Source organism: Novosphingobium profundi (assembly GCF_020524485.1).
Lineage (GTDB): Bacteria > Pseudomonadota > Alphaproteobacteria > Sphingomonadales > Sphingomonadaceae > Novosphingobium > Novosphingobium profundi_A.
This window is the reverse complement of sequence record NZ_JAIVLF010000005.1, coordinates 501,809-528,278: the sequence shown is the minus strand read 5'-3', so window position 1 is coordinate 528,278 and position 26,470 is coordinate 501,809. Positions and strand designations below refer to the sequence as shown.

The following is a 26,470-nucleotide window of genomic DNA, read 5'->3' as shown; positions in this document are numbered from 1 at the left end:
GGCCTGATAGGATCGGGGCATGCGCTGGCTTGCCCCGATCCTTCTGTTTTGGGCCCTGGTTCCCGCCGGGGCGGAGGCTCCCGGGCCGCTGCCGGAACTCGACTTCCTGCGCGTCACCAAGTCCGCGCGCACGTTGGAACTCTGGCAGGGGGAGCCGGGGAAGGGCGGCCGTCTCGTCCACGTGATCGAGGGGCTCCAGTTCGGGGACAATCCGCATGGCCACAAGCGTTTCGAAGGCGATGAGCGTACTCCCGAGGGGCGTTACGTCATCGATTGGGGCAATCCCAACTCGCGCTACCATCTCTCGCTGCACATCTCCTATCCCAACGCAGCCGACCGGGCCTACGCGAGGGCGCGGGGGCGTTCGCCGGGCGGGATGATCATGCTGCACGGCCAGCCCAACGGTTGGGGTGAGGGGCGTGTGCCGGGGGACTGGACCGACGGCTGCATCGCGCTTTCCAATGCCGAGATCGAGGCCCTGTGGGAGGCTGTACCAGACGGTACGCCCATAGAGATCCGCCCCTGATCCGAGGTTTGGGGGCGTCCTGTGGGCATACGTCAGGAAGGCATCTCTTTCTCCTCAGGTTGCAAAAAGCGACATTGCTGCAATGTAAATTGCAAAGCACAACCTGTTGCGGAAAAAGCTTAGGAGCCTAACTAAGTATCCATGCCTCACCGCGATTCCCTGTCCGCTGCTCTGCCAGCGCATGTCATGTCCCTTGCCCGCAGCTGGCGGCAGCTGGCCGATCGGGTGCTGGCCTCGCTCGAGATATCCAATTCGACGGGGTACGCGCTGCTCCATCTGGAGCGTCGGGGTGGGGGCATGCGCCAGTCCGACCTGGCGCGCGAAATCGGTATTACCGAGGCTTCGCTGGTGCGCACCTTGCAACATCTCGAACGGGCAGGCCTTGTCTCGCGCGAAGGTGATCCCGAGGACGGTCGCGCCAAGATTCTTGATCTCACGAGCGAAGGCGCACGCCTTGCGCGCAAGATCGATGCCCGGCTCATCGAGCTGCGCGCCGAATTGCTCGACGGGATCAGCGAGGAGGACCTCGCCACCACGGTCGAGGTTCTCGATCTCGTTGCAGCCCGTATCAATGAGCGGCGCGCACGCACATGACCAACCGCTGGGGCATCAATGCCGCGGTGTTCTCTCTCAAGTGCTACATCGCTTCCATGCTGGCGACCTTCATCGCCTTCTCGATAGGGCTGGAGCGCCCTTATTGGGCGTTCCTTACGGCCTACATCGTCTCGGGTCCGTTTGCGGGCGCGGTCGTCTCGCGCGCGCTGTTCCGCCTGATCGGGACTTTCGTCGGCGCCAGCTTCGCGATCTTCATCGTGCCCCCGCTGGTGCACAGTCCGGTGCTGCTGGTCAGCGCCATGACCTGCTGGCTGGGGACCTGCGTCTTCCTTTCGCTTCTCGACCGCAAGCCGACTTCGTACATGTTCGTGCTCTCGGGCTATACGGCGGGCCTCATCGTGTGGCCGATTGTCGATGCGCCGCAGCACATCTTCGATGTTGCGACCTTGCGCGCGCAGGAGATAGCCATCGGCATCATCTGTTCCGCGCTGATCCACGGGGTTGTTCTTCCCGGTTCGGTCTCACGCGCGTTGGCGGGCAAGATGGCTGGAGTCCTCAAGGACGCGGAAGCCTGGAGCCGCGACACCTTGGATATCAACCCCGATCCCAAGATCGACCTCGAACGGCGTCGTCTCGCGCAGGACATCACTGAGCTCCACCAGCAGTCGGTTCACCTGCCTTTCGAGACCACCCAGACTGCGCCGCGCGTGAAACTGGTGCGCGCGCTCGAGGACAACCTGGCCCACCTCATGCCGCTGGGCGCGGCCATTGCCGACCGCGTAGCGAGCCTGCGTGCGAACGCAGCGCTGCCTGAGAGCACCGCTGTGCTCATGGCCGATATCCGCGCCTGGATCGACGATTTGAGCGATGATCTTGGGGTCATCGAAGAAACCGGCGATGCCCTGATTGCGCGCTGCGCCGAACTGGAACCTGCCATTGATGGGCAAAGCGATTGGCTAGAGCTGCTCCACATGAGCCTTGTCGCGCGCCTTGGCGAACTGGTGACGGCACATCTCAATTGCCGGGTTCTCAAGGTGCAGTATTCGGCGCCCACCACGCGCTCGGTTTCGCCACGGATCCCATTGCTGCTGGCCGATATCGGTGAGCGTCCGCTCAACCGCGACTACACCGGTGCGGCGCGCGCGGCGGGCGGCGCGATGCTGACGGTCGTCGTTGGCTCGCTCATCTGGCATTTCAGCGGCTGGAGCGATGGGGGCACCTTCCTGATGCTGGCCTCGGTCTTCCCGGCGCTGTTCGGCGCGATGGACAACTCGATCCCGCCGGTCATCGGCTTCTTCAAGGGCACTGTCCTCTCAGTCATCATTGCGGGCGCCTATGGCTTTGCCATCCTGCCTACGCTTGACGGCTTTCCCGAACTAGCGGTCTCGCTCGCGCCGGCATTGCTGGTGATCGGCTCGCTGATCGCCAACCCGAGGACGGCGGGCTTCGCGCTGCCCACGATGCTGGGGCTGGGCAGTCCCTTCATCATCTCCGAGCAATATGGCGCGGATCTGGGGCCCGGTGTTCCGGCGAACTTTGCAACCTTCCTCAATTCCCAGATGGCAACATTCGCGGCGATCTTCTTTGCCGGCGCAATGATCCGCATCATTCAGACCGCCGGTGTGCATCACGCGATCCAGCGCAACCTCAAGGCGGGCTGGAATGATCTGGCCGAGCGCAGCAACCGTTGGGCGCGCCCGAACCTCCAGGGCTGGATATCGCGGATGCTGGATCGCCAGGCGCTCCTGGGGCCGCGTTTGCGCGCGGCGGGCAAGGCACCGGGTGAGCCCCTCTACGACATCTTGCGCGACCTTCGCGCGGGCGTTGCCATCGGGGAATTGCGCAGCCTGCGCCTCGATCTCGCCCCGGAGCACCATGCCCCGCTTACCGACGTGCTCACGGGCATGCAGGGCTATTACCGGAAGCTCACTCCCGAAGCTCCGCCGCCCGAGGATGCAGGCCTGCTCGCCCGGATCGATGCGGCGCTCGCCCGCTTCCGGGCCGATCCGGAGCAAAGCGTACGTCGCCGCGCCGCGCTGCCCCTGATCACCCTTCGCCGCACCCTTTTCGCCGACGCTCCACCCTTCACGGGCGTCTCCACCCCTCCCGGAGGAAAGCCATGAACGGAGAGTTCTCGCTTAACGGCATCTACGTGCCGTCCCTGCTGGTCTTCGGGATTATCGCGTCGCTTTGCACGCTGCTCCTGATCCGGCTGTTCAACCGCTTCGGCATCTACCGCTTCGTGGCTTACCGCGCGCTGGTGGACCTCGCCCTCTACGTCATCGTCTTCGGTGCCGTGGCCTTTCTTGCTCCCCAATTCGGTTTCGCCCCATGAAGAACACACTCGCCATGATCGGCCGCAGCGCGGCCACCATCGTCATCGTCCTCATCGCCCTCGTGATCGCGATCTGGATGTGGAACCACTACGAGCGCAGCCCCTGGACGCGCGACGGGCGGGTGCGGGCCGAAGTCGTGCGCGTGACACCGGACATCTCCGGGCTCGTCACCTCGGTCGAGGTGAAGGACAACCAGAAGGTGAAGGCGGGCGACCTGCTCTTCGTGCTGGACAAGCCGCGCTATACGCTGGCGGTCGAACAGGCACGGGCCGGGGTGGCGAGCGCGCAGGCGACACTGGCGCAGGCCCGCCGCGAGGCGAACCGCGACCGCGCCCTCGGCGATCTTGTCGCCACCGAAACCCATGAGCAGAACCTCGCCCGCGTCCAGACGGCAGAGGCCGCACTCGCCGAGGCGAAGAGTGCGCTCGATGGCGCAAGGCTCAATCTGGACCGTACGCAGGTCGTGGCTTCGGTTGATGGCACGGTGACCAACCTTGACCTCCATCCGGGCGACTACCTTGCCGCGGGCAACCAGGCGATGGCGCTGGTCGACCGCAACTCGCTGCGCATCGAGGGCTACTTCGAGGAAACCAAGCTCCCCATGATCCACATTGGCGCGCCGGTGACGGTGCATCTCATGGGCGAGGAGAAGGACCTCAAGGGCCGCGTCGAAAGCATCGCCGCGGGCATCTCGGACAGCTCGCGTGGGAACGCCAGCAATCTCCTGCCTGACGTTGAGGCGACCTTCGCCTGGGTGCGTCTGCCCCAGCGCATTCCGGTGCGCGTGAAGCTGATCGACGTGCCCAAGGACGTGCGTCTCGTGCTGGGCAGGACGGCCACGGTCACGGTCGAGCAGCATGAGGGCGGCGAGGCCAACGCGAAGTCGGAGGCAAAGTGATGCGCACGCTGCGTTCCTACGTCGCCCTTGGCGCGCTGGGGCTGGCCTTGGCTGGCTGCGCGACCGCGGGGCCCGACTACACGCCGCCCGAGCAGTCCATGGCGAACACCCCGGCCGCACAAGGCGCCTTCGACGCCGGTGACGACGCCGCCTTCGCGCAGGCCGATCTGCCCGACCACTGGTGGCGGCTCTACGAGGACCCGCGTCTCGACGCACTGGTCGAAGAAGCGCTGAACGCCAATGCTGACCTGCGCGCGGCCGAGGAGAACGTCTTGCGCGCCGATGGCGTCGTGCGCGAGCAGGCGGGCGAGTATGGTTTTGGAACCGAGCTTGCCGGTAGCGTTCAGCAGGAGCGTAATTATTCGATCCGCTCGGCCAACACCAATCTGCCGGGTGTGCTGACCGGCAACTTCGGCATCTCGGTCACCTATCCGCTCGACCTGCATGGCAAGATCAAGCGCGGCATCGAGGCGAGCCTGGCGGACCGAGCGGCGCGCGAGGCGGCACGCGACACGGTGCGCACGACGGTCGCGGCGGCTACCGCGCGGGCCTATGCCAACGTCTGTGCGAGCAATTACCAGATCGCGACCGTGAAGAAGGTGGTGCGGCTGCAGGAAGAGACGCTCGACGCCACGAAGCGACTCCAGAAGGGAGGGCGTGGCACCAGCTTCGATGTCAGTCGGGCGCAGACCGCTGTCGATGCGAGCCGCGCGAACCTTCCGGCACTCTACGCCCGGCGAAAGGGGGCGCTCTATCTGCTTGCGACCCTGCTCGGAAAGGCCCCCGCCGACTATCCGCGCGATGTCGAGAACTGTGCGAGCCTACCCCGGCTTTCGCGTCCCTTGCCCATTGGCGATGGCGCGGCGCTGATCCGTCGCCGGCCCGACATCCGGGAGGCCGAGCGTACGATTGCGGCGGACACCGCGCGCATTGGCGTGGTGACGGCAGATCTCTATCCCTCGATCAGCCTTGCGGGCGGGCTCATGGCGTTCAACCAGGCGAAGAACCTGCCCAAGCAGGAATCGCTGAGCTTTGGCCTGGGGCCCTTGCTCAGTTGGAGCTGGCCCTATCAGGCCCAGGTCCGTGCCCGGATCGACCAGGCGAACTCGCAGGTGCGCGGGGATATCGCCCGTTTCGATGCGACGGTGCTGGAAGCGCTGCGTTCGGCCGAGACTTCGCTCGATGAATATGCACGGGGGCGCGAACGTGCCGCCGCACTGGGCAAGGCTGCGGACAGTGCCGGAGTTTCCGCGGCGCAGGCGAACAAGCTGTTCCGCTTTGGCCGTGCGGATTTCCTCTCGCTGCTGACCGCGCAGCGCGAACTGGCGAGTGCGGAAGTTTCCCACGCCGCGGCTGAAGCGGCCCTGGTCGACAACCAGATCGCCGTGTTCCTGGCGCTGGGCGGTGGCTGGCAGAAGAACGCAGACGAAAAGGCCGCCGCCGCGCAGGCGGCTGCAGACGCGTACCAAGCTCCGGGAACTTCCAAGGCCAACTGACCGCGCAAGGGGCGGTCAGGCCTGGCTCAGAAGTCGACCGCGATACCCTTGAGCACCCAGTCGCCGTAGCGCGTGGGGGAGACGCCTTCGGGCTCTTCCCCTTCGGGCGCAGTGGTCTTGGTCTCGCCCGTGGGCTCGGGCGCAGGCTCGTTCGTCCAGTGTGCGGGCTTCACGAAGCCTTCGGGACGGGTTGTTGCGCGCTTGATCATGCCCCCCTACTGCGACGACTGGCGGGAAAAGGCAATCGCCTGTAAGGCGCGGCGATGGATATTCCCGGTCTTCCCGCGCGCCGTGCCGCGCTTAATCTCATCGATGCCGTGCTGCGGCGGGGCGAAACGCTCGACCAGGCCGCCAGTTCGGCGCTTTCGCGCGTGCGCGGCGAGCCCGACCGGGCGCTGGCCCGCGCGATTGCGGGCGAGGTGCTGCGCTGGCGCGCGGACCTCGACGAGTTGATCGACAGCGCCACGCGCCTGCCGCTCGCCGATGACGCCAAGGCCCGGGCTGTGCTGGAGATCATGCTGGCACAGGTGCTGCGTCTCGAGACGCCCGCCCACGCCGTGATCGCGACCGGCCTGCCGCTTCTGGCAGGTGGTCCGCGTCGCCTCGCTCATGGGGTATTCTCCACGCTCACCAGGCGCGGCATTTTCCTCCCGGACGTGCCCACTTTGCCCGACGCGCCGTACGAGCGTTGGGGTAGCCGTGCCGAGGCCATTGCAAAGGGGCTTGCGCTGCCGCCGCCGCTCGACATTGCGCTGCGCGACGCGGCTCAAACGGAAAGCTGGGCCGAGAAACTGGGCGGGACCTCGCTCATGCCCGGCCACGTGCGCTTGGAACGCGGTACGCCGGTGACCGAACTTGCGGGTTTTGGGGAGGGCGCCTGGTGGGTCCAGGACCTGGCGGCCAGTCTCCCTGCACGCCTGCTCGGCGCTGGCGAGGGGCGCCGTGTGCTCGATCTGTGCGCGGCGCCGGGCGGCAAGACCATGCAACTGGCCGCAGCCGGGTGGAATGTAACCGCGCTCGACATCGCCGGGCGCCGGCTTGAACGCCTGAGGGCAAATCTGGAGCGCACGAACCTTGCGGCCGAGGTCGTCCAGGCCGACGCGCTGAAGTGGGAGCCCGAGGCGCCGTTTGACGCGATCCTCCTCGATGCGCCGTGCACCGCGACCGGCACCTGCCGCCGTCACCCCGAAGTGCTGCACCGTATCGGTCCGCGCCAGATCGACGAGATGGCCGAAATCCAGACCAAGCTGCTTGCCCGCGCCGCCGAGTGGCTCGCGCCGGGCGGTGTGCTGGTCTACGCCGTCTGCTCGCTGGAAGAGGCCGAAGGCGAAGCGCAGGCGCGCGCTCTCGAAGGGCTCCAGCACGAAGCGATCACGCAGGCCGAACTTCCTGAAGGTCTGGCACCTACAGATGAGGGCTGGTTGCGCACCGATCCCGGCATGCTGGCCGGGCAGGGCGGTCTCGACGGCTTCTTCATCGCGCGCTGGCGCAAGGCGTAAAAGAGAGACTATCAAGGGGCCATTGCCCCTTGACCCCAGAATTGGCGACCTCACCTTGATCAGCCCATGTCGTGGGCGGGCGGTGAGGGCACGCATCGGATCATTCCGGAGGGCTTCGCCCCTCAATTTTCCGGATAGCAGCCTTTCTCATCTCCACCAGCGCCGAGCGAGCACACTGTGCCAGACAGTTCGGGGAGCCCGAGGGCGATGGCCCTCGGAATCTTCCTTTTGCTTTCTGTGCCTTTCAGCCGACGTGCGCGCGGCGGCGGCGTACCATCAGAGCAAGGCCGCCCAGGCCAAGGCCGAAGAGCAGCAGCATGCCCGGCTCGGGCACGTCGGTTCCACCCGAGGTGCTGCCACCCGAGGTCGAGCCGGTGTGGGGATCGCCGCTGGGGTCCCAGCCACCAGCAAAGGTGCCCACGTGCATCTCGCCGTCCTGGTCGAGGCTGCCGAACACGGCCGAACCCTCGATGTAATTGCCCGTGCGCGCGTTCGCGTGCGGAGCGAGGACCGAGCCTTTCCACGCGGTCGAAAGGCTCAGTTCCTCGGCCTCGGGGAAGTTCCAGATCACGTTCTCGCCAAGGCCGCTCGCATCGCCGAGGAAGTTGTCGTTGAGCGTGATCGATTTGCCCGAAACATTGACGATCACGGTGTCTGCGCCGCCGGTGTCGAACGAAATCTCACCCACGCTGTCGAGCTGGGCTGCGGTGATGTTGAAGACCGCCGTCCCGTCGGCTCCGGGCGTTGCCGTGAAGGTCGCGCGGTTGCCGCTGATCGCGACCGTATCGGTCGCCGCCATCTGACCCAGCGTATAGGAGAGTTCCTGGGTAGAGGTGGAGATCAGGCTCTTTTGCTGGGTGAGGTTCTGCACGAAAGCGGGATCGCTGGCACCAAGGCCCGACTGCACCACGTTGCTGTTGACGTTGGTGTTGCTGATCGATCCGCCGACCAGAACGGTCTGCGTGCCGCCATTGAGGTTGAACCCGCTTGCCACGTTGCCGCCGACAATGGCGCCCGATCCGTTGTTGAGGTTCTTGATGTTGCCGGTGACATCGCCAACGACGGTGAGCCCCGAAACCCCGTTCGAATTGTCGACGCTGCCCGAGATCTGGTAGTTCGAGGACGATCCGGTGAGGTTTCCGCCGACCCAGGTCTTGCCTTCCACTTCCGAGGTGGAATCAAGGTCGCCCAGCACCACCAGGTTCCAGGTCCGCAGGATGTCGAGCCCCGATACCATCGGGATCGAGTCGGCAAGAACAGCCGAAGGGGCGAGGGCCGCGGCCAGCGTGGCCGCGCCAAGGGCAATCTTGCGAATGTCGGTCATGGAATAGGGAGAACCTGGGTTAACGGCGGGCGCCTGACTTTCGGTTCACCTAGTAGGACTTGGCAGTTGTATAAAGATTAATCGAAGGACTGTCCCGTCCATGGACAGTCCTTCGATCCAGGCCTGTGTCAGGCCTTTTCGCTTTTTACGGCGTTCTGGAAACTCTTGCGCAGTTTCATAAGCTTGGGCGGGATCACGGCCATGCAGTAGGGATTGCGCTGACCTTCGCCTTCCCAGTATTCCTGGTGGTAGTCCTCGGCCGGGTACCAGGTCGCGGGCCCTTCGATCGTGGTGACTACCGGAGCGGTATTGGCCTCGCCCGCGCGCGCGATCGCGGCCTCGGCTTCGGTGCGTTGTGCATCGTCGAGGGGGAAGATCGCCGAGCGGTACTGCGTACCCACGTCATTGCCCTGGCGGTTGAGCTGCGTCGGATCGTGCGTGCCCAGGAACACGTCGAGGATCTGGGCGTAGGAGATGGCGGCCGGATCGTACGTCAGGCGCACGCCTTCGGCATGGCCGGTCGCGCCCGTGCACACCTCCTTGTAGGTGGGGTTCTCGGTGGTGCCGCCGATATAGCCGCTCTCGACTTCGGTGACGCCGATGACGTCGCGGAATACCGCTTCGGTGCACCAGAAGCATCCGCCTGCCACGATGGCTGTTTCCATGATCTGTCCTGTCCTTGTGATCGGGGGGTGTTACCTGTGCAGATAGGGATCGAAACCGTGCTTGTCATTGGGCGGGCGAACACTAGGTTCGCGCAGCAGGGAACTAGCGCGCGGACAATCCCTTCCGGATAGAACCCGCGCCCTGCCTAGGAGGATACCGATGCGCCGTTTCATGCTTGCTCTTTCCACCTGCCTCGGCCTGATCGCGGCCCCGGTTGCCGCCGATGCGGCCGAAGATGGCGCCGAAGTCGTCTCGTGCAACGGCTGTGAGGCGCTGCTCGAACTTGCCGCCGCCACCCCGGCGCGCAAGGACGACCGCGCCCGCGATGTCTACCGCCACCCCGTGGAAACCCTTAAGTTCATGGGCGTCGCGCCCGACATGAAAGTCGGTGAATACGCGCCGGGTGGCGGCTGGTATTCGCGCATGCTCGCGCCCTATCTCGCCGAGGAGGGGCACCTGACGGGCCTCTATTTCAACCCGGACGTGGTGCCCTTCGATGGCAGCAAGCTCGCCGAATCGGCCGCGGCCTTTTCGGGCAAGGTCGTCGAATGGACCGGTGTCGATCCCGATTCGGTTTCGGGCATGACGCTCAAGGACATTCCCGATGCCGAGAAGGGCTCGTACGACCGCATCGTCCTCTTCCGCATGCTGCACAACATGATGAACTGGAACATTGCCGACGCCGAGGTGAAGGCCATGCGCACGCTCCTCAAGGACGATGGTCTGCTGGGCGTGGTCCAGCACCGCGCCAAGGCCGATGCGCCCTTCAGCTACACCAATGGCAGCAAGGGCTACCTGCGCCAGGCCGATGTCGTGCGGCTGATGGAGCTCAACGGCTTCGAGCTCGTCGCCAGCTCGGAGATCAACGCCAACCCCAAGGATCCCGCGAACTGGGAAGGCGGCGTGTGGACGTTGCCGCCGCAGTTCGCACTCAAGGAGCAGGACAAGGCCAAGTACGCGGCCATCGGTGAAAGCGACCGGATGACGCTTCTTTTCCGCAAGCGGGACTGATATCGGCCCGGTCCATGAGCACCATCACCGTCGCCGCACTCCAGCTTCCCCTCGGCTCGCAAGTCGAGGCCGAGAACATCGCCGCCGTCTCTGCGCTTGTCGAGGAGGCGGCGGGCAAGGGCGCGCAGCTGATTCTGCCGCCCGAACTGTTCTCGGGGCCCTACTTCTGCAAGACCGAGGAGGAGGAACTCTTCGCGCTGGCCCGCCCGACCGAGGTACATCCCTCGGTCATCGCCATGCGCGAGCTGGCGGCCAGGCTGAAGGTGACGATCCCGACCAGCTTCTTCGAGAAGGACGGGCATCACTACTACAACACGCTCGCGATGATCGGTCCGGACGGGGCGATCATGGGGACCTACCGCAAGAGCCATATTCCCGACGGACCGGGCTACGAGGAGAAGTACTACTTCCGCCCGGGCAACGACGGGTTCAAGGTCTGGGACGTTCCGGTGAACGGCGAGGTCGTGCGCGTGGGCGTCGGGGTGTGCTGGGACCAGTGGTATCCCGAATGCGCGCGCGTCATGGCACTGATGGGTGCCGAGCTCCTGCTCTACCCCACCGCCATTGGTTCGGAGCCCTACGACGCCACGCTCGACACCAGTCGCATGTGGCGCCGCGCAATGATCGGTCACTCCGTCTCCAACTGCATGCCGGTGATTGCCGCCAACCGCATTGGCGTCGAAACCGAGTGTGGGACCGAGCAGACGTTCTACGGTCATTCCTTCATTTCCGACGAATGGGGCGATTACGTCACCGAATTCGGGAAGGAGGAGACGGGTGTGCTGGTGGCAACGCTCGATCTTGCACGTGCGGCGAAGCACCGTGCAGGCATGGGCTTCTTCCGAGATCGCCGCCCCCAGCTTTACGGCCGCATCGCGCAGGACGTCTGAGAGCGTGACCGGCACGGCGGGGCAGGGCGTGGCTCGGGATGAGGAGGGCGCCTATCTCATCGCGCTTGGCTCGAACATGCGCCACCCGCGCATCGGCCCGCCGCGCCGGGTCCTCAGGCGCGCCCTGGAGCTGATCGGGGAGGAGATCGGCGAGGTCACGGCGATCTCGCCCTTCCTCGAGACACCCCCGGTCGGCCCCTCGCGCCGACGCTACCTTAACGCAGCCGCCATAGTCGAGACTGGGCTGGCGCCTCTGGCGGTGATGCGCGCACTTCTCGCGATCGAGGCGCGGCTGGGGCGAAAGCGCCTCGGCCAGGACTGGCAATCGCGCGTCCTTGACCTTGATATCGTGCTGTGGAGCCAAGGACCCTGGGCCGAGGATGACGGACAAACCAGTCTCGTCCTACCCCATCCCGCCTTCCGCCAACGTGATTTCGTGCTCGCCCCCGCACGCACCATAGCCGGCACATGGCGAGATCCTCTGACAGGTTTGTCGATCAACCAGTTACACACCCGCTTGACCAAGTCCCGACATGCCCCTAGGTGAGCCTCCACCAGATCCGCAAAGCGGCGTCGGGGGCCCTTAGCTCAGTCGGTAGAGCAACTGACTTTTAATCAGTAGGTCGCTGGTTCGAACCCAGCAGGGCTCACCACCTTTTTCCAAACAACATCCTGTAATTACCCCGCGGGGAAAGACCAAGAGGTCGCCTTGCGGTTGCGGGAAGCCGCGTGCAGGCCAGTTTCGTGTTGCGCTTTGCGCCTCGGCGCCAGTTGCAAGTGCCTTCAGGCGTCAGGGGCGCGCGATGTTGTTGCCGGGAGTTGTCGAGCGCAGTGGGAAGGCCGTTGGCGTGCTGGGTATCTGGAAGGGGAGCGGGGAAAGCGCTTCGCAGCTGGCGCGCATCTCGTCCAGGTGCTCGTGGATGGTGCGTACCAGTAGCGCGATTTGCGCATCATCGGCGTGACGCAGGGCGGTCTCGGCACCCGCGGCAAGGGACTGCAGGTGTGTTGCGCCGAGCGTGTCGGCGCTCCCTTTCAGTTTGTAGAGCCGGCGGGCGAAGTGCAGGGTGGCCTCATCTTCCTCCATGTCCGCGTACTTGCGCGGTTCGACAAGGTCCTCGAACTGATCAAGCAACTTGGCGACAAGGGTGATGAACAGCTCGCGATTGCCGCACAGGCGCTGGTAAGACAACTCGCTGTCGATGCCCCTGATTTTGGGCCAGGAAGCACCCTTTTCAAGGGATGTTTCCTGGGTCGGTACCGGACGGCGGCGGCCTGAACGATAGACGAAGCGCGCCCGGCCTGAATCTTTCGCTTCGGTGAGGGCCTGCGCAGCACGTTCGCCCAGGTCCCGGGCTATGGCCTCGACCGTGGTTTCGGTGTCGATGTCGCTGGAAGGCTCCAGGCAGGCAAGGCCCAGGCTGACGGTGACATGGTCTGCAACCTGGGAGCGCAGGTGTGGGGGCGCGGCATCTTCCAGAGCTGTCAGGATCGTCTGTGCCACCTCCATGCCCCCGGCCGCAGGGGTGTGCGGCAGGATCAGGGCCAGTTCCTCCCCGCCAATGCGCGCCACTGCGTCTGCGGGACGGCGCGCGCAGGTTTGCAAGAGTTGCGCGACCTTGCACAGGCACTCGTCACCCGCAGCATGTCCATACTGATCGTTGAAGAGCTTGAAATGATCGAGGTCGACGAGGATCAGGCTGAGCGGTTCGCGGCTTCGCCGAGCGCGGGCCAGTTCATGGTGCAGCACCTCTTCATAGCGGCGTCGGTTAATGAGCCCAGTCAGAGGATCGGTAAGGCTGAGCAACTCAAGCTCGCGGGTCAGGCGGGCCAGTTCCAACTGCGTTCTTACGCGGGCGCGCAGAACCGCTCCGCGGGGGGGCTTGGGGATGAAGTCCACGGCGCCGCTTTCCAGAGCTTCGATCTCGAAGCTTTCCCCGGTCTGAGCCGTAATGAAGATGATCGGCACGTGGGCAAGGCGCGCGTCGCCGTGCAGTGCCCGGCACAGATCAATGCCGTGGGTGCCGGGCAACTCGGTGTCCAGCAGGATCAGTTCGGGCACGCGCTGTGCGATCTGCTTCATCGCCTCGCTTGCATTCGCGGCTGCGCGCGGCCGCGCAAGTGGGGCGAGCTGTTCGATGAGAATCTGGGTCATGATGGGATCGCCATCAATCGTGAGAATGTCGTGCTCCACCCCATACCTCTTCTGCCGTGCCGGGAAGGCCCTGAGGGTAAATGCCAAATTAAAACGGCGGCCTAGGGTGAGGGTAGGTGTAAGCTCTCGTATCGGCGCCAACCGACTTTGCCTGGGCGCGAGGCAGCGACGCTGTCAGGCCGGATTGCCATCGCGGTGCGTTGCGTAGCTAGGCCAGAATGCTGACGGCTTCGCGAACGACGGAGGTGGTCTGGATATTCTCCAGTGCGCCTTTGATGCGTTGGGACTCGTTCGCGTGTTCCGCGCTCATGCGGTCGATCTGCTGGAATATCCGGCTGGTGTCGGGGTCCCGGATGTCGACGACGTAGTCCTGCTGTTGGAAGTGCTCGGCAAGGTCGGTGTACTTGCTGGCCCAGCCCAGGATCACGGCCGGAACCCCGCTCCTGTAGGCAAACACCACCGAGTGGTAGCGCGATGCAACGACGTATTTGAAACGGCTGATGATCTCGATCAGGGTCGGGCTCGAGTGTTCTCCGCTTATGATCTGTATGCGCTCAGGCTTGCGGACCTTGCCGAGCACACCGTTCACAAGGTCCGTGTCGGCGGTGGACGTGTTGATGATGTAGACATTCTCGCCGTTGTCGATGAGGCGGTCCAGGATTTTCGCATAGAGATCGAGCACGGCGTTCGGATCGCCGATCCGGAAGACGTTCTGGTTGATGATGAAGCCGACGGAATCTTCAGGGGGCAGGTCGAACGGTTTGGCTGCCAGGGACGTATGAATGTCCTGGGCTGTCGGGAAGATCTTTTCGCGAATGACCATGTCCTGTGACAAGGCGACGTTCTTGAGGCCAAGCGATGTGAGGCAGTCGTACCCCTCCTTCTCGCGGGCATAGATCTTGAGGCAGTATTCCAGCTCGTCCTTGATCCGGGCAAGGAACTCGGAATTGTCCTCATCTGCCCAGTTGAAGGGACCAAAGCTTTGCGGCATCAGGATGATCTTCTTGTTATAGGATCGGGCGATCCGGATCGTCTGGAGCAGCAGTTCTCCCGCCTCCTTGCTCCAGCCAGAGCCAAGCGTGTAGCCGCTGGCATCGAAGATGGCGTCGGCTTCGCGCAGCGCCTTTTCCATGGCGGGAACCTTGCCGTTCCATTTGTCGCTCTTTTTCCAGAGGCTGACCGAATAGGTCAGGAGCGATTCCAGAGGCAGGATCTTGTTGAGGTGATACTTGAATACACGGCGGGTGTAGTCGTCGTAGGGCAGCATGTCGAAAGTGTATTGTTCTGGGTGATCATACTTGTTCGCAAACCCCACGACCTCGCAATCGGGATAGAGGGAGCGAAGGGTGTAATAGAGCGAGAGAAACATGGCCTGGGAGCCCTTGTTTCGCATTTGGATGCCGGTGATCACGAATTTCTTCATCGTTGTTACCCTCTCCCGCTGTGTCCGCATTCGGTGATCCCGCAGTGGGGGCGGCCTTGGAGGTTCTGCCATTCTCTTGCCTGGAAGGTGCTTCGATCAGAGCGTGTCCAGAATATGTATCTGACCCTGTATAGCGCCGCCTTGGCGGTAGCCTTCGCAGGATCTGGGTTATCAGGGCGCGCGCTGGGGCACATCTGCATAAAGGGGATTAGCACGTTATCGACATCGCCTATGCCCATGGGAGCGGAGCCCGGGCGCGAAGGACCGAGCGGCACACTGGGGGAGGGCTTTCCGCTTAGCGCTGGCATTCGTTTGCCCGCCTCATGCCGTGGGGCCATACCAATGGCGAAGGGACTGGCCGCTGATCCGCTCCAGGGCCTCGATTGAAGGGCTGTAGTAGTCGTTGAGACGCTTGCGCAGATCCTCCGTCAACGGCGGGTACTGGACCCTCCGGGCAATCAGTCCGCGCATGGACTCGAAAGCGGGTGTGCCGCGCAAGGGGCGGGCGAGGGGCTTCATCCAGGCAAGGCGCTTTCGCAGGATGGGCGGGACGAGCGGGACCGTCTTGTCCTTGACCTTCCCTCCTCCTTCGCTGGCGAGGGGGCGGGAAGGCAGGCCCAGGTGGGAGCGAACAAGGGCCATCTGCGCGTCGGGATTGCCCATGACGCCTTCGAAGAACAGGACCAGAAGCCGCTCCTGACCGAAGAGCTCGATATAGGGCTTCAGGTGCTCGGCGAAGTTCCCCGAACCCAGGAGCTGCATGTTCTCGCTCGTCGCTGGATCAAGATAGGACGTGATGTCCGAGCCGACCTCTCCGCGCCGGAACAGCATGCAGTAGCCCGAGTAGGCGCGTTCGACCGGATTGCGCAGTTGGGCAACCAGCTTCACGTTCGGAAGGTGGCGATGCAGACGGGCCGCCGCCTCGGGTGAATAGAGGTACGAGTTGGACTTTTCGCCAACGGTCCGGGCTGCCGGATCCGTGTCGAACTGCGAGAGGTACCAGTCCTGACCGCGCGCATATTCCCGCGAGAAGTAGTGAAGTTCCGGGTCCGGCATATAGACACCGGGATCGGACTGCAGTTGCTTCTGGAGCCAGGTGGTCGCCGATTTGGCGGCTCCAATGATGACGAAGTCGATGTCATTGAACTGCATGGGCGGACAAGGCCTTCCGGTTGATGCACTGTCACGGCCGGCAACGGGAGCGTGGCTTGTGGGGTGAGCCGCTGCAAACACAGACGTTGTCGGTGCGATTTACGTACAAGTTGCGCGCGCAGCCTCGCAATTACCTCTTAGGTTGAGCGCTGCGCAAAAAGGGGCATCTTGGAGGTGGTCTCGTGGCTCTTCCGGTCAGTGTCCGTCCTCACTTGTGGAAGATGCGTTCGTGGAAGAAGCGTCGGTAGGGGTAGCGTTCCAGCGCACGGTAGACACCTTCAGTCAGCAACAGTGTGAGGGGGATCGTGCAGGCGAGGAAGAGCGTGATCGAGACGAGCCAGTCCGATGTGAACAGGCCCGCTTTCACGAATACCGCGCGCAGCCCGTAGTAGGTGTAGGGGTGACAGATGTAGAGGCTGTAGCTGACCGTGCCGAGATAGGATGAGAAGCGGTTTGCCAGCAGGCGCGAGGTCAGGCTGTTCGGGCTGATCGCCAGGTAGAAGTAGGCGACCGTTGCAAGGAACACTGCGTAGGTACGCGGGTCCGAGAGGTCACTGTGCCCGAAGGTATAGTGCCGCACCGAGGCCAGGATCAGGCACGCGGCGAAGGCCAGTATCTCGAGCCAGGGCCGTAGCCGCAGTGGCGGCCAGACCCGGCGCTCGTGGAGCAGGCGTACCGCGATCCCGCCGAGGAAGAACGCCATGGCGGGATAGCGCCACAGGAACACCAGCGAAATGGCCGCGAGGCCCAGCGTAAGGCCCTTGTTACCCGTGCGAACGCCGGTGTGCACGATGAGGCAGCACAGCGTGTAGAAGACGACTTCGTAGCTCAGGCTCCAGGCGTTGGGCGTCAATTGCTCGGTGTGGGTGAGCAGGTTGATCATGAGCAGCGCAGGCACGATCGAGCGCCAGTCGTTGAGCGCGGGATAGGCATTGGTGAGAGCGTTCGCGCAAATGAACACGAGCGAGAAGGCGAGGAACAGCGGGTAGAGGCGCAGCAGACGGCGTAGGGCGAACTCGCGCGGGGAATAGCGCATGACGCTGGGCAGGATGACGAAGCCGCTGATCACGAAGAACAACCACACGCCCCAGCGCCCGAAGTTCCAGGGCGCGTACGTCAGGGCGAGGTAAGCCGGGACGTTGGCGTAGACGTGCTCGCCCACGCCGCCGAGCATGTGGGCGAGGAAGACCATGAACGCGGCCACGCCGCGAAGGGCATGGACGGTGGTGTTGAAGGTCCGGTCCTGGACGTGCGGACGCTCGGGCGCGGTCGCGCTCTGGGCCGTGCGCGGGGCAAGGTGGTCGGGAGCCGTAGGGGCGAGGGTGTCGAGCCGGTCGAGCATGGGCGAAAGGGCCTGGTGATCCTGTACTGGGTCCCAAAGTGGTCAAGGGCAGACGGGAGGATCGGGGCCTGGCCGGTGCCGGATACCGCGGGGACACAGGTTGAGCCTCGCGGGGAAAAAGGCCGGGGTCAATTGTTCTGAATCGCCGCGATGGGCCTCGAAAGATGGAGCAAGCAGGCCTGGATGGGGCGACTTTGGGGGAGCCCTCGAAAGGCCATGGGCCACCCCCTTTGCGCCCTTGTCTCCGGGCGCGCACAGGGGCAGCGTGGAGGTCGTGCGTCAAGGCTGGTGCGCATGTCCGCGCACATGTCCCTGTGGCCCCTGAAAGGAGCGTCTTCGTGGCAACGCCTGTCCAGCTTTACTCTTCCGGAGCCGATTCGAGCCCGAGAAGCCTCCCTTGCCAGGTGCGGCAGGTGCTCGGTTGAACCGCCTGCACGGGGCGGCTCTGCGCTCCGAACTCTTGCTGGCTCTGCGCTTCGGTCTTGTCGGGCTTGGCAATACGGCGATCGGTTATGGCCTGATCCTGGCCTGGCTCCTTGCGGGCGTCGGTGACTATGGTGCCAACGTCCTGGGCTTCGCGCTGGGCTTTCCGATCTCCTATGCGCTGCACCACAGTCTGACCTATCGCCGTCGGGAGCCGATGAGCCGCCGGGCTCTTCGGGCTTATGCGCTCGCCTTTGCGATGTCCTATGCCGTCAATTTGGGGGTTGTGGCCGCGGGGCGGGCGCTGGGACATGCGGGCAGTCCGCTGGTGCAGGGGCTGGCGGTTCTCGCCTATGCCGTCTGCCTGTTCGTGCTTACTCGCTGCCTTGTTTTCCGTTCTTCACAAGCGAGACGACCTGCGGAAAGTTGAGCTGGCTCTCGACGATCGGCTTGATCTCGGTCTTGGCCTGCAGGAACAATCGGCCCACGTACTCGCCCAGGATACCCATGAAGATCGCGTTGATCGCAATCGACATCAGGAGGAGGATGGTGGTGGTGGCAAAGCCGTCCGGCCAGGCTTGGCCGAAGACAAGCCGCCCGACCAGGTAGACGAAAGTCAAAAGGAGGCTGAGCAGGCCGATCACCAGCCCTGCAATCGAGGCCAGGCGCAGCGGTAGCAGCGAATGGTTGAGCACCCCGTCGACCGCGAGCGAGAGCATCGACTTGAGAGGAAACTTGCTCTCACCCTCGGTGCGGCCCATGCGGTCGTACTCGAGCCCGACCTGGGAAAAGCCCATCGCGCTGATGAGCCCGCGCAAGTAGGGCGAGGCATCGGTCACCTTCTGGAGTTCGACCAGGATGCGCCGGTCGACGAGGCGGAATTCGCCTACGTTGACGGGGAGTTCGTCCTCGCTGATGAACGACACGAAGCGGTAGTAGAGGCGCCGCAGCGAGGCGATCATGAAGCCGTCCTGCAAGGTGCGCCGGATTCCGTAGACGACCTGATGCCCGATGCGCCAGAGCTGCAGCATCTTGGGGATCAGTTCGGGCGGGTCCTGCAGGTCGCAGTCGAGCTGGATTGCGCAGGCCCCGCTGGCCGCCTGGTAGGCCGTCAGCAGCGAGCGCTGGTAGCCATAGTTGCGCGAGAAGCGGATCACCTTGAGTGCGGGATCCTTCGCCGCCAGTTCTTCCAGCAGCGGGAAAGTCCGGTCGGTCGAGTGGTTGTCGGTGACGATGATCTCGTAGTCGTAATCGGGCAACTGGCGGAAGACCTTGACGATGGTCTCATAGCAGCGAACGACGTTGCCTTCCTCGTTGTAGGCCGGAACCAGGATTGACACCAGCGTCCGGGACGTGCCGGTGAACCCGGTGATGCCGGGGCCGTTCACGACCAGGTCTCGGCAAGAAGGGCCTCGGCACGGCGGGCGGCACGTGTGCGGCGCTGGGATGCAATAGTTTGCACAAGCCCTTCCTCCAGCCCGATCTCACAGCGCCAGCCAAGACGATGCCAGGCAAGTTCCGGGCAGGTGCGCAGTTCCGTCGCAGGACGTCGCGACGCTCCACTGGCCGGTCGCACGAAGTCCTCGGGAGCTCCGATCAGGGCGCGCAGCGTATCGAGCACGTCCGCCATGCGCGGGGCATGGCCCGAGCCGATGTTAATGACGGGGCAGTTGGCGGGCACGATGTCGGCGATCCGCATCAAGCCTGCAACGGCATCGTCAACGTGCATCAGGTCGCGGCGGTCGTCCGGCGCCAACAGGGCAATCGGGCGCTCGTCGAGGAAGGCGTCGATCGCCTCGGCGAGGAGAAATGCGCGTGATTGGCCTGGGCCGTAGCACAAGGCAAGCCTGGCCGTGACGACGGGAAAGGGCAGGCTGGCGGCCAGGACGTCGAGGGCGGCGGTCGCAGCAAGCATGCCCGCGCCATAGGGCGTGGCCGGGCGGACCGGGCCGTCCTCACGGCTGGGCACGTCTGTCGGGCCATATTCGGCCAGTGTTCCTGCGCGGACCACGATCCGGGGCGGCACGGGCAGGCTGGCTAGGGCCTGCACGAGGGGCAGCGTGGTAGTGAGGCTGGAGTGTATCGCGGTGTCGACCGCCTCGATGGGGGATGCCGCCCGGGGCCGTGTATCCGCGGCAAGATGGTAGACGTGGGTGGGCGAAACCTCCTTGAGGCAGGCCTCCAGTGCCGGACGGTCAGCAAGGTCAAGCCGATGCAGGGTGATCCGGTCCAGCACGGGGGCCAGCCGTTCGAGCCGGGTCGAGGGCCGCACGAGCGCGTGGACCTGCCTCCCGCGTTCGAGGAGGCGCCGCACCAGGTGCGCGCCGACGAAGCCGGCGGCACCTGTCACGAAAGAGACACTGGAAGGCACGCAATCCTCCTGAGGCGAGCGTCAGTCAGACGATCTGCGGCGAGGGCAGGGGGACCAGGAATTTGCCGCCGCGCGCGCGGAAGGCCTCCTGCTGCTCGTAGATCTCGTCGAAGAAATTCCAGGCAAGGACGAACAGGACGTCCGGCGCCTCCTCCTCGATCGCGCTTACCGGCTTGATCGGGATGCGCGTGTTGGGGGAGTAGAGCCCGTGCTTGAGCGGGTTGCGATCGACGAGGAAATCGAGATAGCGCGTGTCGATGCCGAAGTGCGTGATCAGCGTGTTGCCGCGCGCCGAGGCGCCGTATCCGGCGATCTTGAGCCCTTGCGCCTTCAGGTCATCGAGTATAGCACGGGTTTGCTGACCCATCTCCTCGACCCGCGAGGCGAGCTCGTCGTAGGTGCGTTGTTCGAGCATCCCCGAACCCATTTCCTCGGCCAGCATTGCGCCCACCCGGTCACTGGGTGCGCGCGGCGCTTCCTTGCGGGTGAGAAAGACGCGCATCGAGCCGCCGTGGATGTCGGGAAGCGAAAGCGCGTCGGTGACTTCAAGGTCGAAGTTCGCGGCCAGCTTGGCAATCGAGAGCAGGCTGAACTCGGAGACGTGCTCGTGGTAGATGTTGTCGAATTCGGTGTGCTCGATGTACTCCTTGGCGCGCGGAACCTCGATCACGAAGGTGCCGTTGGGGGCCAGCAGGATGCAGATCGCTTCCATGAAGGTGTGCAGGTCACCGATGTGATTGAAAGTGTTGGTGGTGACGATCACCTTGGCAGGACCGCGCTCGTCCCGGACCTGCGCGGCCGTCTCGGGCGTGAAGTAGGCGAGGAAGGTCTCGACCCCGCGCTGGGCGGCGAGTTCGGCGATGTTCTCGGCCGGATCGAAGCCCAGTGTCGTACAGCCCAGCGTGTTGCAGGCGGCGAGCAGCAGCCCGTCGTTGCTGCCGATGTCGACGATCAGCTCCTCGCCCGCGATCCCGGCAAGGACTTCGGCGAAATCATGGAAGTGGGTGTGCATGCGCGCCGCGCCGGAGGGGACGTAAAGGTAGTGGCGGAAGAAGTCGGCCGGGATCTGGTCGGCGATCTCGATCAGGCCGCATTCCAGGCACACCTGGGTGTTGAGCGGAAACGCGGGCTGGGGACGACCGAGATCGTCGGGGCGGATTAGCATCTGCGCCGGGGCATGGTCGCCCAGCGGCAGGAACAGGTAGGGCGAAGGCGCCTTGCAGGCCCGGCAGGTGGACAGCGTGGCGTTGGTGGCGAGCGGCGGCATGGTCGTGTTCTCAGGCATTCGAAACCTCCCGGCTGCGCTGGTCAGTGAGCGCGTTGCTGAAATCCTCGAAGCGTCCATGCATGTAGTCGATATGCGCGTCCGTGAGGCCGTGGTGACAGGCGAGCAGGATGCCGCCGCGCATGACATCGTCGGCGACTGGATAGCCTGCGGGATCGCGCGCCACGGTCACCGACTTCATGGCTGGCTGGCGCAGGATGTTGCCGGTAAAGACCGGCCGGGTCTGGATGTCGGCTCCCTCCAACCAGGTCTGCAGCTCGCGCCGGGTGAAGGGTGCATCCTCGCGAATGGTGAGCGGGAAGGCCAGCCAGCCGGTGCGCGAGCCGGGCATCTGGCGGGGCAGTTCAAACCAGTCCTCATAGGCCTTGAAGAAGTCGTACTGGCGCTGGAAATTGTGCTCGCGCGCGGCGATGTTGTGTTCCAGCTTGCCCAGCTGGACCAGACCGAAAGCGGCACCAATCTCGGAAGGTTCGACATTGAAGCCGAGCTCCTCGAACAGGAACTTGGCATCGTAGCTGAACCCGTCGAGCTCGACGTTGAAGCGCTTGTCGATGCTTTCGGAATCGACGTAGAGCGAACTTGTCCGTCCCCACGAGCGTAGCAGCAGGCCGCGCCGCGCAAGGTCCGGGTCCGAGACGCAGAGCATGCCGCCATTGCCCGCCGCGTTGATGACGTGGCTGCCGTAGAAGCTGGTCGTCGAGATGTGCGAGCGCGTCCCCGTGCTGGTGCCATGCAAGGTGGCGCCCAGCGTGTCGGCGCTGTCCTCGATCACCATGAGGCCATGGGCCTGGGCGATCTCCCAGATGCGGTCCCAGTCGGGCAGGTTGCCGATCAGCGAGGGGATCATCATCGCCTTGGTTCGCGGTGTGATCATCGCCTCGATCTTGTCGACATCGATGTTGTAGGTGCCCGGCGCGGCATCGACGAAGCTGGGCACGAGCCCTGCGCGCACGAGCGGGGCGACCGTCGTTGCGAAGGTGAGCACCGGAGTGATGACCTCGCTTCCCTTGGGCAGGTCGAGCAGTTCGACCGCGAGGTAGTTTGCCGAGGAGCCGGAGTTGACCATGATCCCGTGGTCTTTCGCGAAGAGCGCGGCGACCTTCTCCTGCATCTCGCGGACCTTGGGGCCCATCTGGGTGGAGGTGCGCAGCACCTCGAGCACGGCGGCGATTTCCTCCTCGCCGTGGACTGTCTGGCCGTAGTTTACGCGCATGCTGCTGCCGCCCTTTCGATGGATGGTTGACGCGGGGTGAGGGATGTCGGGTGTTCGCTGTAGCGGGCAATCTGCGCGGCGCTGAAGGCGCGCATGTCGGCGCCGGGTGCGCAGGCCTCGCGGTACCATTCCACGCTCATGCGCACGGCCTCCCCGGTGGAGAGACGCGGTGTCCAGCCGAGCACGGCGCGCGCCTTGCTGCTGTCGAGCGTGAGCAGGCCCGCCTCGTGCGGGTCGTCGGGCCGCTTGCCGAAGACGATACGCGGGGCCCCTTCGCCCCAGGCCGCAATGACGTGCTGCGCGATGGCTTCGACGTCGAGGAAGTCTTCGGCACTCGGCCCGAAGTTCCAGCCCTGCGCATAGCGCTGGCCGTTCGCGTCCATGAGGCGTGCGCCGAGGAGGAGATAGCCCGCTAGTGGTTCGAGCACATGCTGCCAGGGGCGCACGCTGGCCGGATTGCGGATCGTGACCGGCTGGCCGGCAAGGGTCGCGCGCACTATGTCCGGAAGCAGCCGGTCGAGCGAGGCATCGCCTCCGCCAATGACGTTGCCCGCGCGCGCGGTGGCGATCTGACACCCCTCGGGATCGGCGAAGAACGAGCGGCGAAAGGCCTGTGCAACCAGTTCGGTGCAGCCCTTGGACGCGCTGTAGGGATCGGCTCCGCCCAAGGCATCGGTCTCGCGGTAGGCCCAGTGCCACTCCCGGTTGTCGTAACACTTGTCACTCGTCACCACGACGACCGCGCGGGCGCTGGGCATGCGCCGTACCGCGTCGAGAACCACCGCCGTGCCGGTGACATTCGTGGCAAACGTCTCGACCGGCGCTGTGTAGGAGGGGCGCACCAGCGCCTGGGCTGCGAGGTGTAAGACGATGTCGGGAGCGAGCCCCGCGCAAGCCTCTGCAAAGGCGCGCTCGTCGCGGATGTCGGCGATGCGGTGGTCGATGAGTTCGGTAATTCCGACCTCGCGGCCGAAATCGGGGCCGTCGGGATCGGTGGGAAGGGCAATGCCCGTGACCTCGGCGCCGAGCGCCTTCAGCCACAGGCTGAGCCAGGCCCCCTTGAAGCCGGTGTGCCCGGTCACCAGCACCCGCTTGCCGCGATAGGTGTCGGCCAGCGCCTGCCCGAGAGAGGAGGGGCCTTCAGACATTGATGAGCTTCGTGGGCGCATCGGTGGTGAGCACGGCCTGCCCGTTCTCGAAGTCCATCCAGGGCGGCAGGGTCTGGTTGGCAAGGGCATCGAGCGTGTCGCGGTCGCGCACGGTGTCCATGGGATGCCAGAAGCCCTTGTGCTGGTAGGCCATGAGCTCGCCGTCGTGGGCAAGGCGGGTGAGCGGGGCTTGCTCGAGGGGCTCCTCGTCGCCCTCAAGGTAGTCGAGAACACCCGGCTCGAAGATGAAGAAACCGCCGTTTATCCAGGTCTCGTACTTGCGCACCTTCTCGGTGAACTCGACCACCTGGCCATCCTCGATTTCGAGGTTGCCGAAGCGGGCGGGCGGGCGCACCGCGGTCACGGTGGCAAGCTTGCCGTGCGAGCGGTGGAAGTCCAGAAGCGCGCCGATGTCGACGTTACCCACGCCATCGGCATAAGTGACCATGAAGGTTTCATCATCAAGCCAGGAGCGCAGGCGGCGCAGGCGTCCGCCGGTCATGGTGGCAAGCCCGGTGTCGACGACGGAGACGCGCCAGTCGATCTTGCTGGTCGGGCGCAGCGCCATCTCGCCATTGCCGATCCCCACCGTGAAGTCGTTCGACATCAGGTGCAGGTCCTGGAAGAAGCTCTTGATCGCCATGGCCTTGTAGCCGCACGCGACGATGAAGTCGTTGTGCCCCCAGTGGTCATAGATATCCATGACATGCAGCATGATCGGCCGTCCCGCGACCTCCACCATGGGCTTGGGGACGCGGACCGTCTCTTCGGCAAGGCGGGAGCCCAGGCCCCCTGCGAGCAACACGACTTTCATGTTCCAAGGCTCCGATCAGTGATTGGGAAGCGCTCCTGAAGGTCTCGCTTCGGGACATGCAGGAAGGGTAAGGCTTGCGCGGTGTGCGGCGAAATGGGCATCGGGGTTAGGCGGGTTTAGCCAGGTGGACACTCAAAGGGTGGAGGGCCCGCCCGCCGGGGGCAGGACAGGCGTCGCATCCGGGCGGCGGTAGAGTTCGATGGTCCGTCCCTTGTGGCGGCGCCGATAGCCGGTGTAGCCGTGGGACAGCGCATAGGCTTTGAACGGCTCTTCCAGCGTTTCCTCGCCACTGATCAGGATCGCGGGCGGCGGGGCCGCATCGAGAAAGGCGGCCAGCCCGGCAGCGGAAGTCGTGGTGTAGTAGCGCCGGTCTTTCGCGGGGATGTAGGGCGCAATGCGGTATACGAACTGGCCTGCCGCGAATTCGGGGGGGACGGCGAAGTTCCCCGCGAGCGCAAGGGCCGGCGTGAGTGTCGCCACCCGTTCACCGCCGGAAAAGCCAGCCTCGCGCGCCAGAGCGCGCATGTCGCGGTGCAGGCTGATCGTCTCCCACTGCTGGGGGCGGGCCAGCTGGACCAGCCCGGGCCCGATCCGCGATGCACCTCCGACAAGGGCGAGGAGCGCCATGGCCCCGAGCACGGCCTGGGCTCCGGGAAGGTCGGGCGTGGCGGTACGGGCGCGCAGCAGGACAACTGCCAGGATCAGGAACGGGATCGGGGGCACGAAATACTGCGGGAAAGAAGGCGAGGGGACGAAGGCCACCACGAAGCCTGTGGCGGCAAGGCCAAGCGGCAGGACAACGCTCCAGCTCCGGACAAGCCGAACGCTCTCTCGCATGTTGGTGCGCATGGCCGGGATGAGCGCGAGCGCCACGATCCCCACGAGGCTGAGCAGCGTTGCGTTCGCAAGCCAGATACTCTCGGCGAGCAGCACCTTGGCGGCCAGTGTGTCCACCTTGGGCTCGCCGGACGCGGCCCAGTAGGCCGGCTGCAACTCGGTGAAATAACGCAGGGTGTGGGCAAAGAAGCTCTGCGTATCGAACAGGACGTACATCAGAACGGGCAGGCCCGCGAGCAGGCCGCCAATAGACAGCGGAAGGGTTCCGGCCAGAAGCCGCAGCGCGAACCCGCGCGAGGCCGGCGCGAACAGGGTGGCGAGTGCAAAGAGCGGAGCAAGGAAGATGTAGTTGGCCTTGAGGCCGATGGCGCAGGAGACCAGGACACCAGCTGCAAAGCAGGCGAGCGGAGAGGGGCGCGAGGATCCAATCCCGTGCAGCAGCGCGTAGAAAGCCAGCAACGCAGGGGCGAGCGGGAGCAGGTTGTTGGTGGCCAGCATCCCAGCGCCGCCCAGTAGCAAGACGTTGCCCATCAGCAGGCATGCGGCGGTAAAGAAGGCGAGGAACCCCGCTTCGGTCCGGCGGCAGATCAGCCAGATTGCGCCAAGCGCCGTGGCCCATCCGGCCAACACCAGCAGGCGCGCGATGAGGAGGAAATGTTCGGTTCCGACAAGGTCGTACAGGCCTCCCAGCAGCCATGGCAGGATGGGCAGGTGGTTGTAGCCAAGATCGCGATAGATGTCCTGTGTCCCGCCCAGCCGGGCGACCGTGAGGAACAGGTTTTCGTCCCGGCTGAGCGGGGTGGACATGAGCCGTCCCACAAGCCCCAGGAACACGATCCCGAGGACCCCGAGCCCTGCAAGTTCGATACGGGCGAGAGGTTGTGGCCGCGGGCGCACATGCACGGCCTCGGCGTATTCCGGGCGAAGCTCCATCCAGTCCTCGGCGATCTCGACACGTTGCATCTGTGGCCCTGCATTTCCCGCTGTTGATCCTGTGAAATCTGAAGGATTGGCAGGCCGCGAGGCGAGCGCGATTCGGGCGTACCCATTCCGGGTAGCGCCTCCTACGAAGGGGATCGGGAGAGCGCCGGGCGGGCGCGAAGCAGGGG

At 64.8% G+C, this 26,470-nt stretch carries 25 protein-coding genes and 1 tRNA gene; 12 read left to right on the top strand and 14 right to left on the bottom strand.

The window, feature by feature from the left end; all coding sequences use genetic code 11:
- Positions 1-19 precede the first annotated feature (19 nt).
- From LC060_RS16255 to LC060_RS16230, 6 genes are all read left to right on the top strand, one after another.
- Entirely contained in the window at positions 20-526 is a 507-nt protein-coding gene (locus tag LC060_RS16255; RefSeq protein ID WP_226637361.1) for a L,D-transpeptidase family protein, read from the top strand.
- 186 nt (positions 527-712) lie between these two features.
- Positions 713-1,120, top strand: coding sequence for a MarR family winged helix-turn-helix transcriptional regulator (locus LC060_RS16250; RefSeq protein WP_226637359.1), 408 nt, complete (start codon positions 713-715; stop codon positions 1,118-1,120).
- Positions 1,117-3,204: an FUSC family protein gene (locus LC060_RS16245; protein ID WP_226637356.1), complete on the top strand. Its 2,088-nt coding sequence runs from the start codon at positions 1,117-1,119 to the stop codon at positions 3,202-3,204. Before LC060_RS16250 ends, LC060_RS16245 begins: the two co-directional genes overlap by 4 nt.
- On the top strand, positions 3,201-3,416 hold the full coding sequence (locus LC060_RS16240; RefSeq protein ID WP_226637354.1) for a DUF1656 domain-containing protein: 216 nt from the start codon (positions 3,201-3,203) through the stop codon (positions 3,414-3,416). Before LC060_RS16245 ends, LC060_RS16240 begins: the two co-directional genes overlap by 4 nt.
- A complete protein-coding gene (locus LC060_RS16235) occupies positions 3,413-4,315 on the top strand; it encodes an efflux RND transporter periplasmic adaptor subunit (RefSeq protein WP_226637352.1) in 903 nt (300 codons plus the stop codon). The genes LC060_RS16240 and LC060_RS16235 overlap by 4 nt, the downstream gene beginning before the upstream one ends.
- Positions 4,315-5,811, top strand: a complete 1,497-nt coding sequence (locus LC060_RS16230; RefSeq protein WP_226637351.1) for a TolC family protein — start codon at positions 4,315-4,317, stop codon at positions 5,809-5,811. The genes LC060_RS16235 and LC060_RS16230 overlap by 1 nt, the downstream gene beginning before the upstream one ends.
- 26 nt (positions 5,812-5,837) lie before the next feature.
- Here LC060_RS16230 and LC060_RS16225 read toward each other — a convergent pair whose 3' ends face one another.
- Positions 5,838-6,020, bottom strand: a complete 183-nt coding sequence (locus LC060_RS16225; RefSeq protein ID WP_052322424.1) for a DUF1674 domain-containing protein — start codon at positions 6,018-6,020, stop codon at positions 5,838-5,840.
- Between the two features lie 54 nt (positions 6,021-6,074).
- Between LC060_RS16225 and LC060_RS16220 the strand changes: the two genes are divergently transcribed.
- On the top strand, positions 6,075-7,310 hold the full coding sequence (locus LC060_RS16220; RefSeq protein WP_226637349.1) for an RsmB/NOP family class I SAM-dependent RNA methyltransferase: 1,236 nt from the start codon (positions 6,075-6,077) through the stop codon (positions 7,308-7,310).
- Between the two features lie 244 nt (positions 7,311-7,554).
- Here the strand turns inward: LC060_RS16220 and LC060_RS16215 are convergent, their stop codons facing one another.
- Complete coding sequence (locus LC060_RS16215; protein ID WP_226637347.1) at positions 7,555-8,634, bottom strand: choice-of-anchor A family protein; 1,080 nt, start codon at positions 8,632-8,634, stop codon at positions 7,555-7,557.
- A gap of 128 nt (positions 8,635-8,762) precedes the next feature.
- Positions 8,763-9,299, bottom strand: a complete 537-nt coding sequence (gene msrA, locus LC060_RS16210; protein WP_226637345.1) for a peptide-methionine (S)-S-oxide reductase MsrA — start codon at positions 9,297-9,299, stop codon at positions 8,763-8,765.
- 160 nt (positions 9,300-9,459) lie between these two features.
- Here msrA and LC060_RS16205 point away from each other — a divergent pair, with 160 nt between their 5' ends.
- The 4 genes from LC060_RS16205 (at position 9,460) to LC060_RS16190 (ending at position 11,854) form a co-directional block, all read left to right on the top strand.
- On the top strand, positions 9,460-10,311 hold the full coding sequence (locus tag LC060_RS16205; RefSeq protein WP_226637343.1) for a class I SAM-dependent methyltransferase: 852 nt from the start codon (positions 9,460-9,462) through the stop codon (positions 10,309-10,311).
- Positions 10,312-10,325: 14 nt separating this feature from the next.
- Positions 10,326-11,201: an N-carbamoylputrescine amidase gene (gene aguB / locus LC060_RS16200; protein WP_226637342.1), complete on the top strand. Its 876-nt coding sequence runs from the start codon at positions 10,326-10,328 to the stop codon at positions 11,199-11,201.
- A 4-nt stretch (positions 11,202-11,205) separates the two neighbouring features.
- Positions 11,206-11,748: a 2-amino-4-hydroxy-6-hydroxymethyldihydropteridine diphosphokinase gene (gene folK, locus LC060_RS16195; RefSeq protein WP_226637340.1), complete on the top strand. Its 543-nt coding sequence runs from the start codon at positions 11,206-11,208 to the stop codon at positions 11,746-11,748.
- A 30-nt stretch (positions 11,749-11,778) separates the two neighbouring features.
- Positions 11,779-11,854 (top strand) — tRNA-Lys (locus tag LC060_RS16190).
- 137 nt (positions 11,855-11,991) lie between these two features.
- Here the strand turns inward: LC060_RS16190 and LC060_RS16185 are convergent.
- The 4 genes from LC060_RS16185 to LC060_RS16170 form a co-directional block, all read right to left on the bottom strand.
- On the bottom strand, positions 11,992-13,392 hold the full coding sequence (locus LC060_RS16185; RefSeq protein WP_226637503.1) for a diguanylate cyclase domain-containing protein: 1,401 nt from the start codon (positions 13,390-13,392) through the stop codon (positions 11,992-11,994).
- A gap of 169 nt (positions 13,393-13,561) precedes the next feature.
- On the bottom strand, positions 13,562-14,806 hold the full coding sequence (locus LC060_RS16180; RefSeq protein WP_226637338.1) for a polysaccharide pyruvyl transferase family protein: 1,245 nt from the start codon (positions 14,804-14,806) through the stop codon (positions 13,562-13,564).
- Positions 14,807-15,097: 291 nt separating this feature from the next.
- On the bottom strand, positions 15,098-15,928 hold the full coding sequence (locus LC060_RS16175) for a sulfotransferase family protein (RefSeq protein ID WP_226637337.1): 831 nt from the start codon (positions 15,926-15,928) through the stop codon (positions 15,098-15,100).
- A gap of 208 nt (positions 15,929-16,136) precedes the next feature.
- Positions 16,137-17,270, bottom strand: coding sequence for an acyltransferase family protein (locus tag LC060_RS16170; protein ID WP_226637335.1), 1,134 nt, complete (start codon positions 17,268-17,270; stop codon positions 16,137-16,139).
- Between the two features lie 421 nt (positions 17,271-17,691).
- On the opposite strand from LC060_RS16170, the gene LC060_RS16165 reads away from it, so the two are divergent.
- A complete protein-coding gene (locus LC060_RS16165) occupies positions 17,692-18,123 on the top strand; it encodes a GtrA family protein (protein WP_226637333.1) in 432 nt (143 codons plus the stop codon).
- Here the strand turns inward: LC060_RS16165 and LC060_RS16160 are convergent.
- The 7 genes from LC060_RS16160 to LC060_RS16130 all read right to left on the bottom strand — a co-directional run bounded on the left by LC060_RS16160 (position 18,068) and on the right by LC060_RS16130 (position 26,324).
- Positions 18,068-19,081, bottom strand: coding sequence for a glycosyltransferase family 2 protein (locus LC060_RS16160; protein ID WP_226637331.1), 1,014 nt, complete (start codon positions 19,079-19,081; stop codon positions 18,068-18,070). The genes LC060_RS16165 and LC060_RS16160 overlap by 56 nt on opposite strands.
- Positions 19,078-20,064 (bottom strand): NAD-dependent epimerase/dehydratase family protein, encoded by a 987-nt coding sequence (locus tag LC060_RS16155; RefSeq protein ID WP_226637329.1) that lies wholly within the window; start codon positions 20,062-20,064, stop codon positions 19,078-19,080. Before LC060_RS16155 ends, LC060_RS16160 begins: the two co-directional genes overlap by 4 nt.
- Before the next feature lie 25 nt (positions 20,065-20,089).
- A complete protein-coding gene (locus LC060_RS16150; protein ID WP_226637327.1) occupies positions 20,090-21,349 on the bottom strand; it encodes a class I SAM-dependent methyltransferase in 1,260 nt (419 codons plus the stop codon).
- Positions 21,342-22,562 (bottom strand): DegT/DnrJ/EryC1/StrS family aminotransferase, encoded by a 1,221-nt coding sequence (locus LC060_RS16145; protein WP_226637325.1) that lies wholly within the window; start codon positions 22,560-22,562, stop codon positions 21,342-21,344. The genes LC060_RS16150 and LC060_RS16145 overlap by 8 nt, the downstream gene beginning before the upstream one ends.
- Complete coding sequence (gene rfbG / locus LC060_RS16140; RefSeq protein ID WP_226637324.1) at positions 22,553-23,710, bottom strand: CDP-glucose 4,6-dehydratase; 1,158 nt, start codon at positions 23,708-23,710, stop codon at positions 22,553-22,555. Before rfbG ends, LC060_RS16145 begins: the two co-directional genes overlap by 10 nt.
- A complete protein-coding gene (gene rfbF, locus LC060_RS16135; protein WP_226637322.1) occupies positions 23,703-24,524 on the bottom strand; it encodes a glucose-1-phosphate cytidylyltransferase in 822 nt (273 codons plus the stop codon). The genes rfbG and rfbF overlap by 8 nt, the downstream gene beginning before the upstream one ends.
- Before the next feature lie 132 nt (positions 24,525-24,656).
- Entirely contained in the window at positions 24,657-26,324 is a 1,668-nt protein-coding gene (locus LC060_RS16130) for a hypothetical protein (RefSeq protein WP_226637320.1), read from the bottom strand.
- Positions 26,325-26,470 lie beyond the last annotated feature (146 nt).

Bases quoted from the DNA above. Each gene is read 5' to 3' on its own strand.
- LC060_RS16255 (WP_226637361.1), top strand. From the start codon at position 20: ATGCGCTGGCTTGCCCCGATCCTTCTGTTTTGGGCCCTGGTTCCCGCC.
- LC060_RS16250 (WP_226637359.1), top strand. From the start codon at position 713: ATGTCCCTTGCCCGCAGCTGGCGGCAGCTGGCCGATCGGGTGCTGGCC.
- LC060_RS16245 (WP_226637356.1), top strand. From the start codon at position 1,117: ATGACCAACCGCTGGGGCATCAATGCCGCGGTGTTCTCTCTCAAGTGC.
- LC060_RS16240 (WP_226637354.1), top strand. From the start codon at position 3,201: ATGAACGGAGAGTTCTCGCTTAACGGCATCTACGTGCCGTCCCTGCTG.
- LC060_RS16235 (WP_226637352.1), top strand. From the start codon at position 3,413: ATGAAGAACACACTCGCCATGATCGGCCGCAGCGCGGCCACCATCGTC.
- LC060_RS16230 (WP_226637351.1), top strand. From the start codon at position 4,315: ATGCGCACGCTGCGTTCCTACGTCGCCCTTGGCGCGCTGGGGCTGGCC.
- LC060_RS16225 (WP_052322424.1), bottom strand. From the start codon at position 6,020: ATGATCAAGCGCGCAACAACCCGTCCCGAAGGCTTCGTGAAGCCCGCA.
- LC060_RS16220 (WP_226637349.1), top strand. From the start codon at position 6,075: ATGGATATTCCCGGTCTTCCCGCGCGCCGTGCCGCGCTTAATCTCATC.
- LC060_RS16215 (WP_226637347.1), bottom strand. From the start codon at position 8,634: ATGACCGACATTCGCAAGATTGCCCTTGGCGCGGCCACGCTGGCCGCG.
- msrA (WP_226637345.1), bottom strand. From the start codon at position 9,299: ATGGAAACAGCCATCGTGGCAGGCGGATGCTTCTGGTGCACCGAAGCG.
- LC060_RS16205 (WP_226637343.1), top strand. From the start codon at position 9,460: ATGCGCCGTTTCATGCTTGCTCTTTCCACCTGCCTCGGCCTGATCGCG.
- aguB (WP_226637342.1), top strand. From the start codon at position 10,326: ATGAGCACCATCACCGTCGCCGCACTCCAGCTTCCCCTCGGCTCGCAA.
- LC060_RS16180 (WP_226637338.1), bottom strand. From the start codon at position 14,806: ATGCGGACACAGCGGGAGAGGGTAACAACGATGAAGAAATTCGTGATC.
- LC060_RS16175 (WP_226637337.1), bottom strand. From the start codon at position 15,928: ATGCAGTTCAATGACATCGACTTCGTCATCATTGGAGCCGCCAAATCG.
- LC060_RS16170 (WP_226637335.1), bottom strand. From the start codon at position 17,270: ATGCTCGACCGGCTCGACACCCTCGCCCCTACGGCTCCCGACCACCTT.
- LC060_RS16150 (WP_226637327.1), bottom strand. From the start codon at position 21,349: ATGCCTGAGAACACGACCATGCCGCCGCTCGCCACCAACGCCACGCTG.
- LC060_RS16145 (WP_226637325.1), bottom strand. From the start codon at position 22,562: ATGCGCGTAAACTACGGCCAGACAGTCCACGGCGAGGAGGAAATCGCC.
- rfbG (WP_226637324.1), bottom strand. From the start codon at position 23,710: ATGTCTGAAGGCCCCTCCTCTCTCGGGCAGGCGCTGGCCGACACCTAT.
- rfbF (WP_226637322.1), bottom strand. From the start codon at position 24,524: ATGAAAGTCGTGTTGCTCGCAGGGGGCCTGGGCTCCCGCCTTGCCGAA.
- LC060_RS16130 (WP_226637320.1), bottom strand. From the start codon at position 26,324: ATGCAACGTGTCGAGATCGCCGAGGACTGGATGGAGCTTCGCCCGGAA.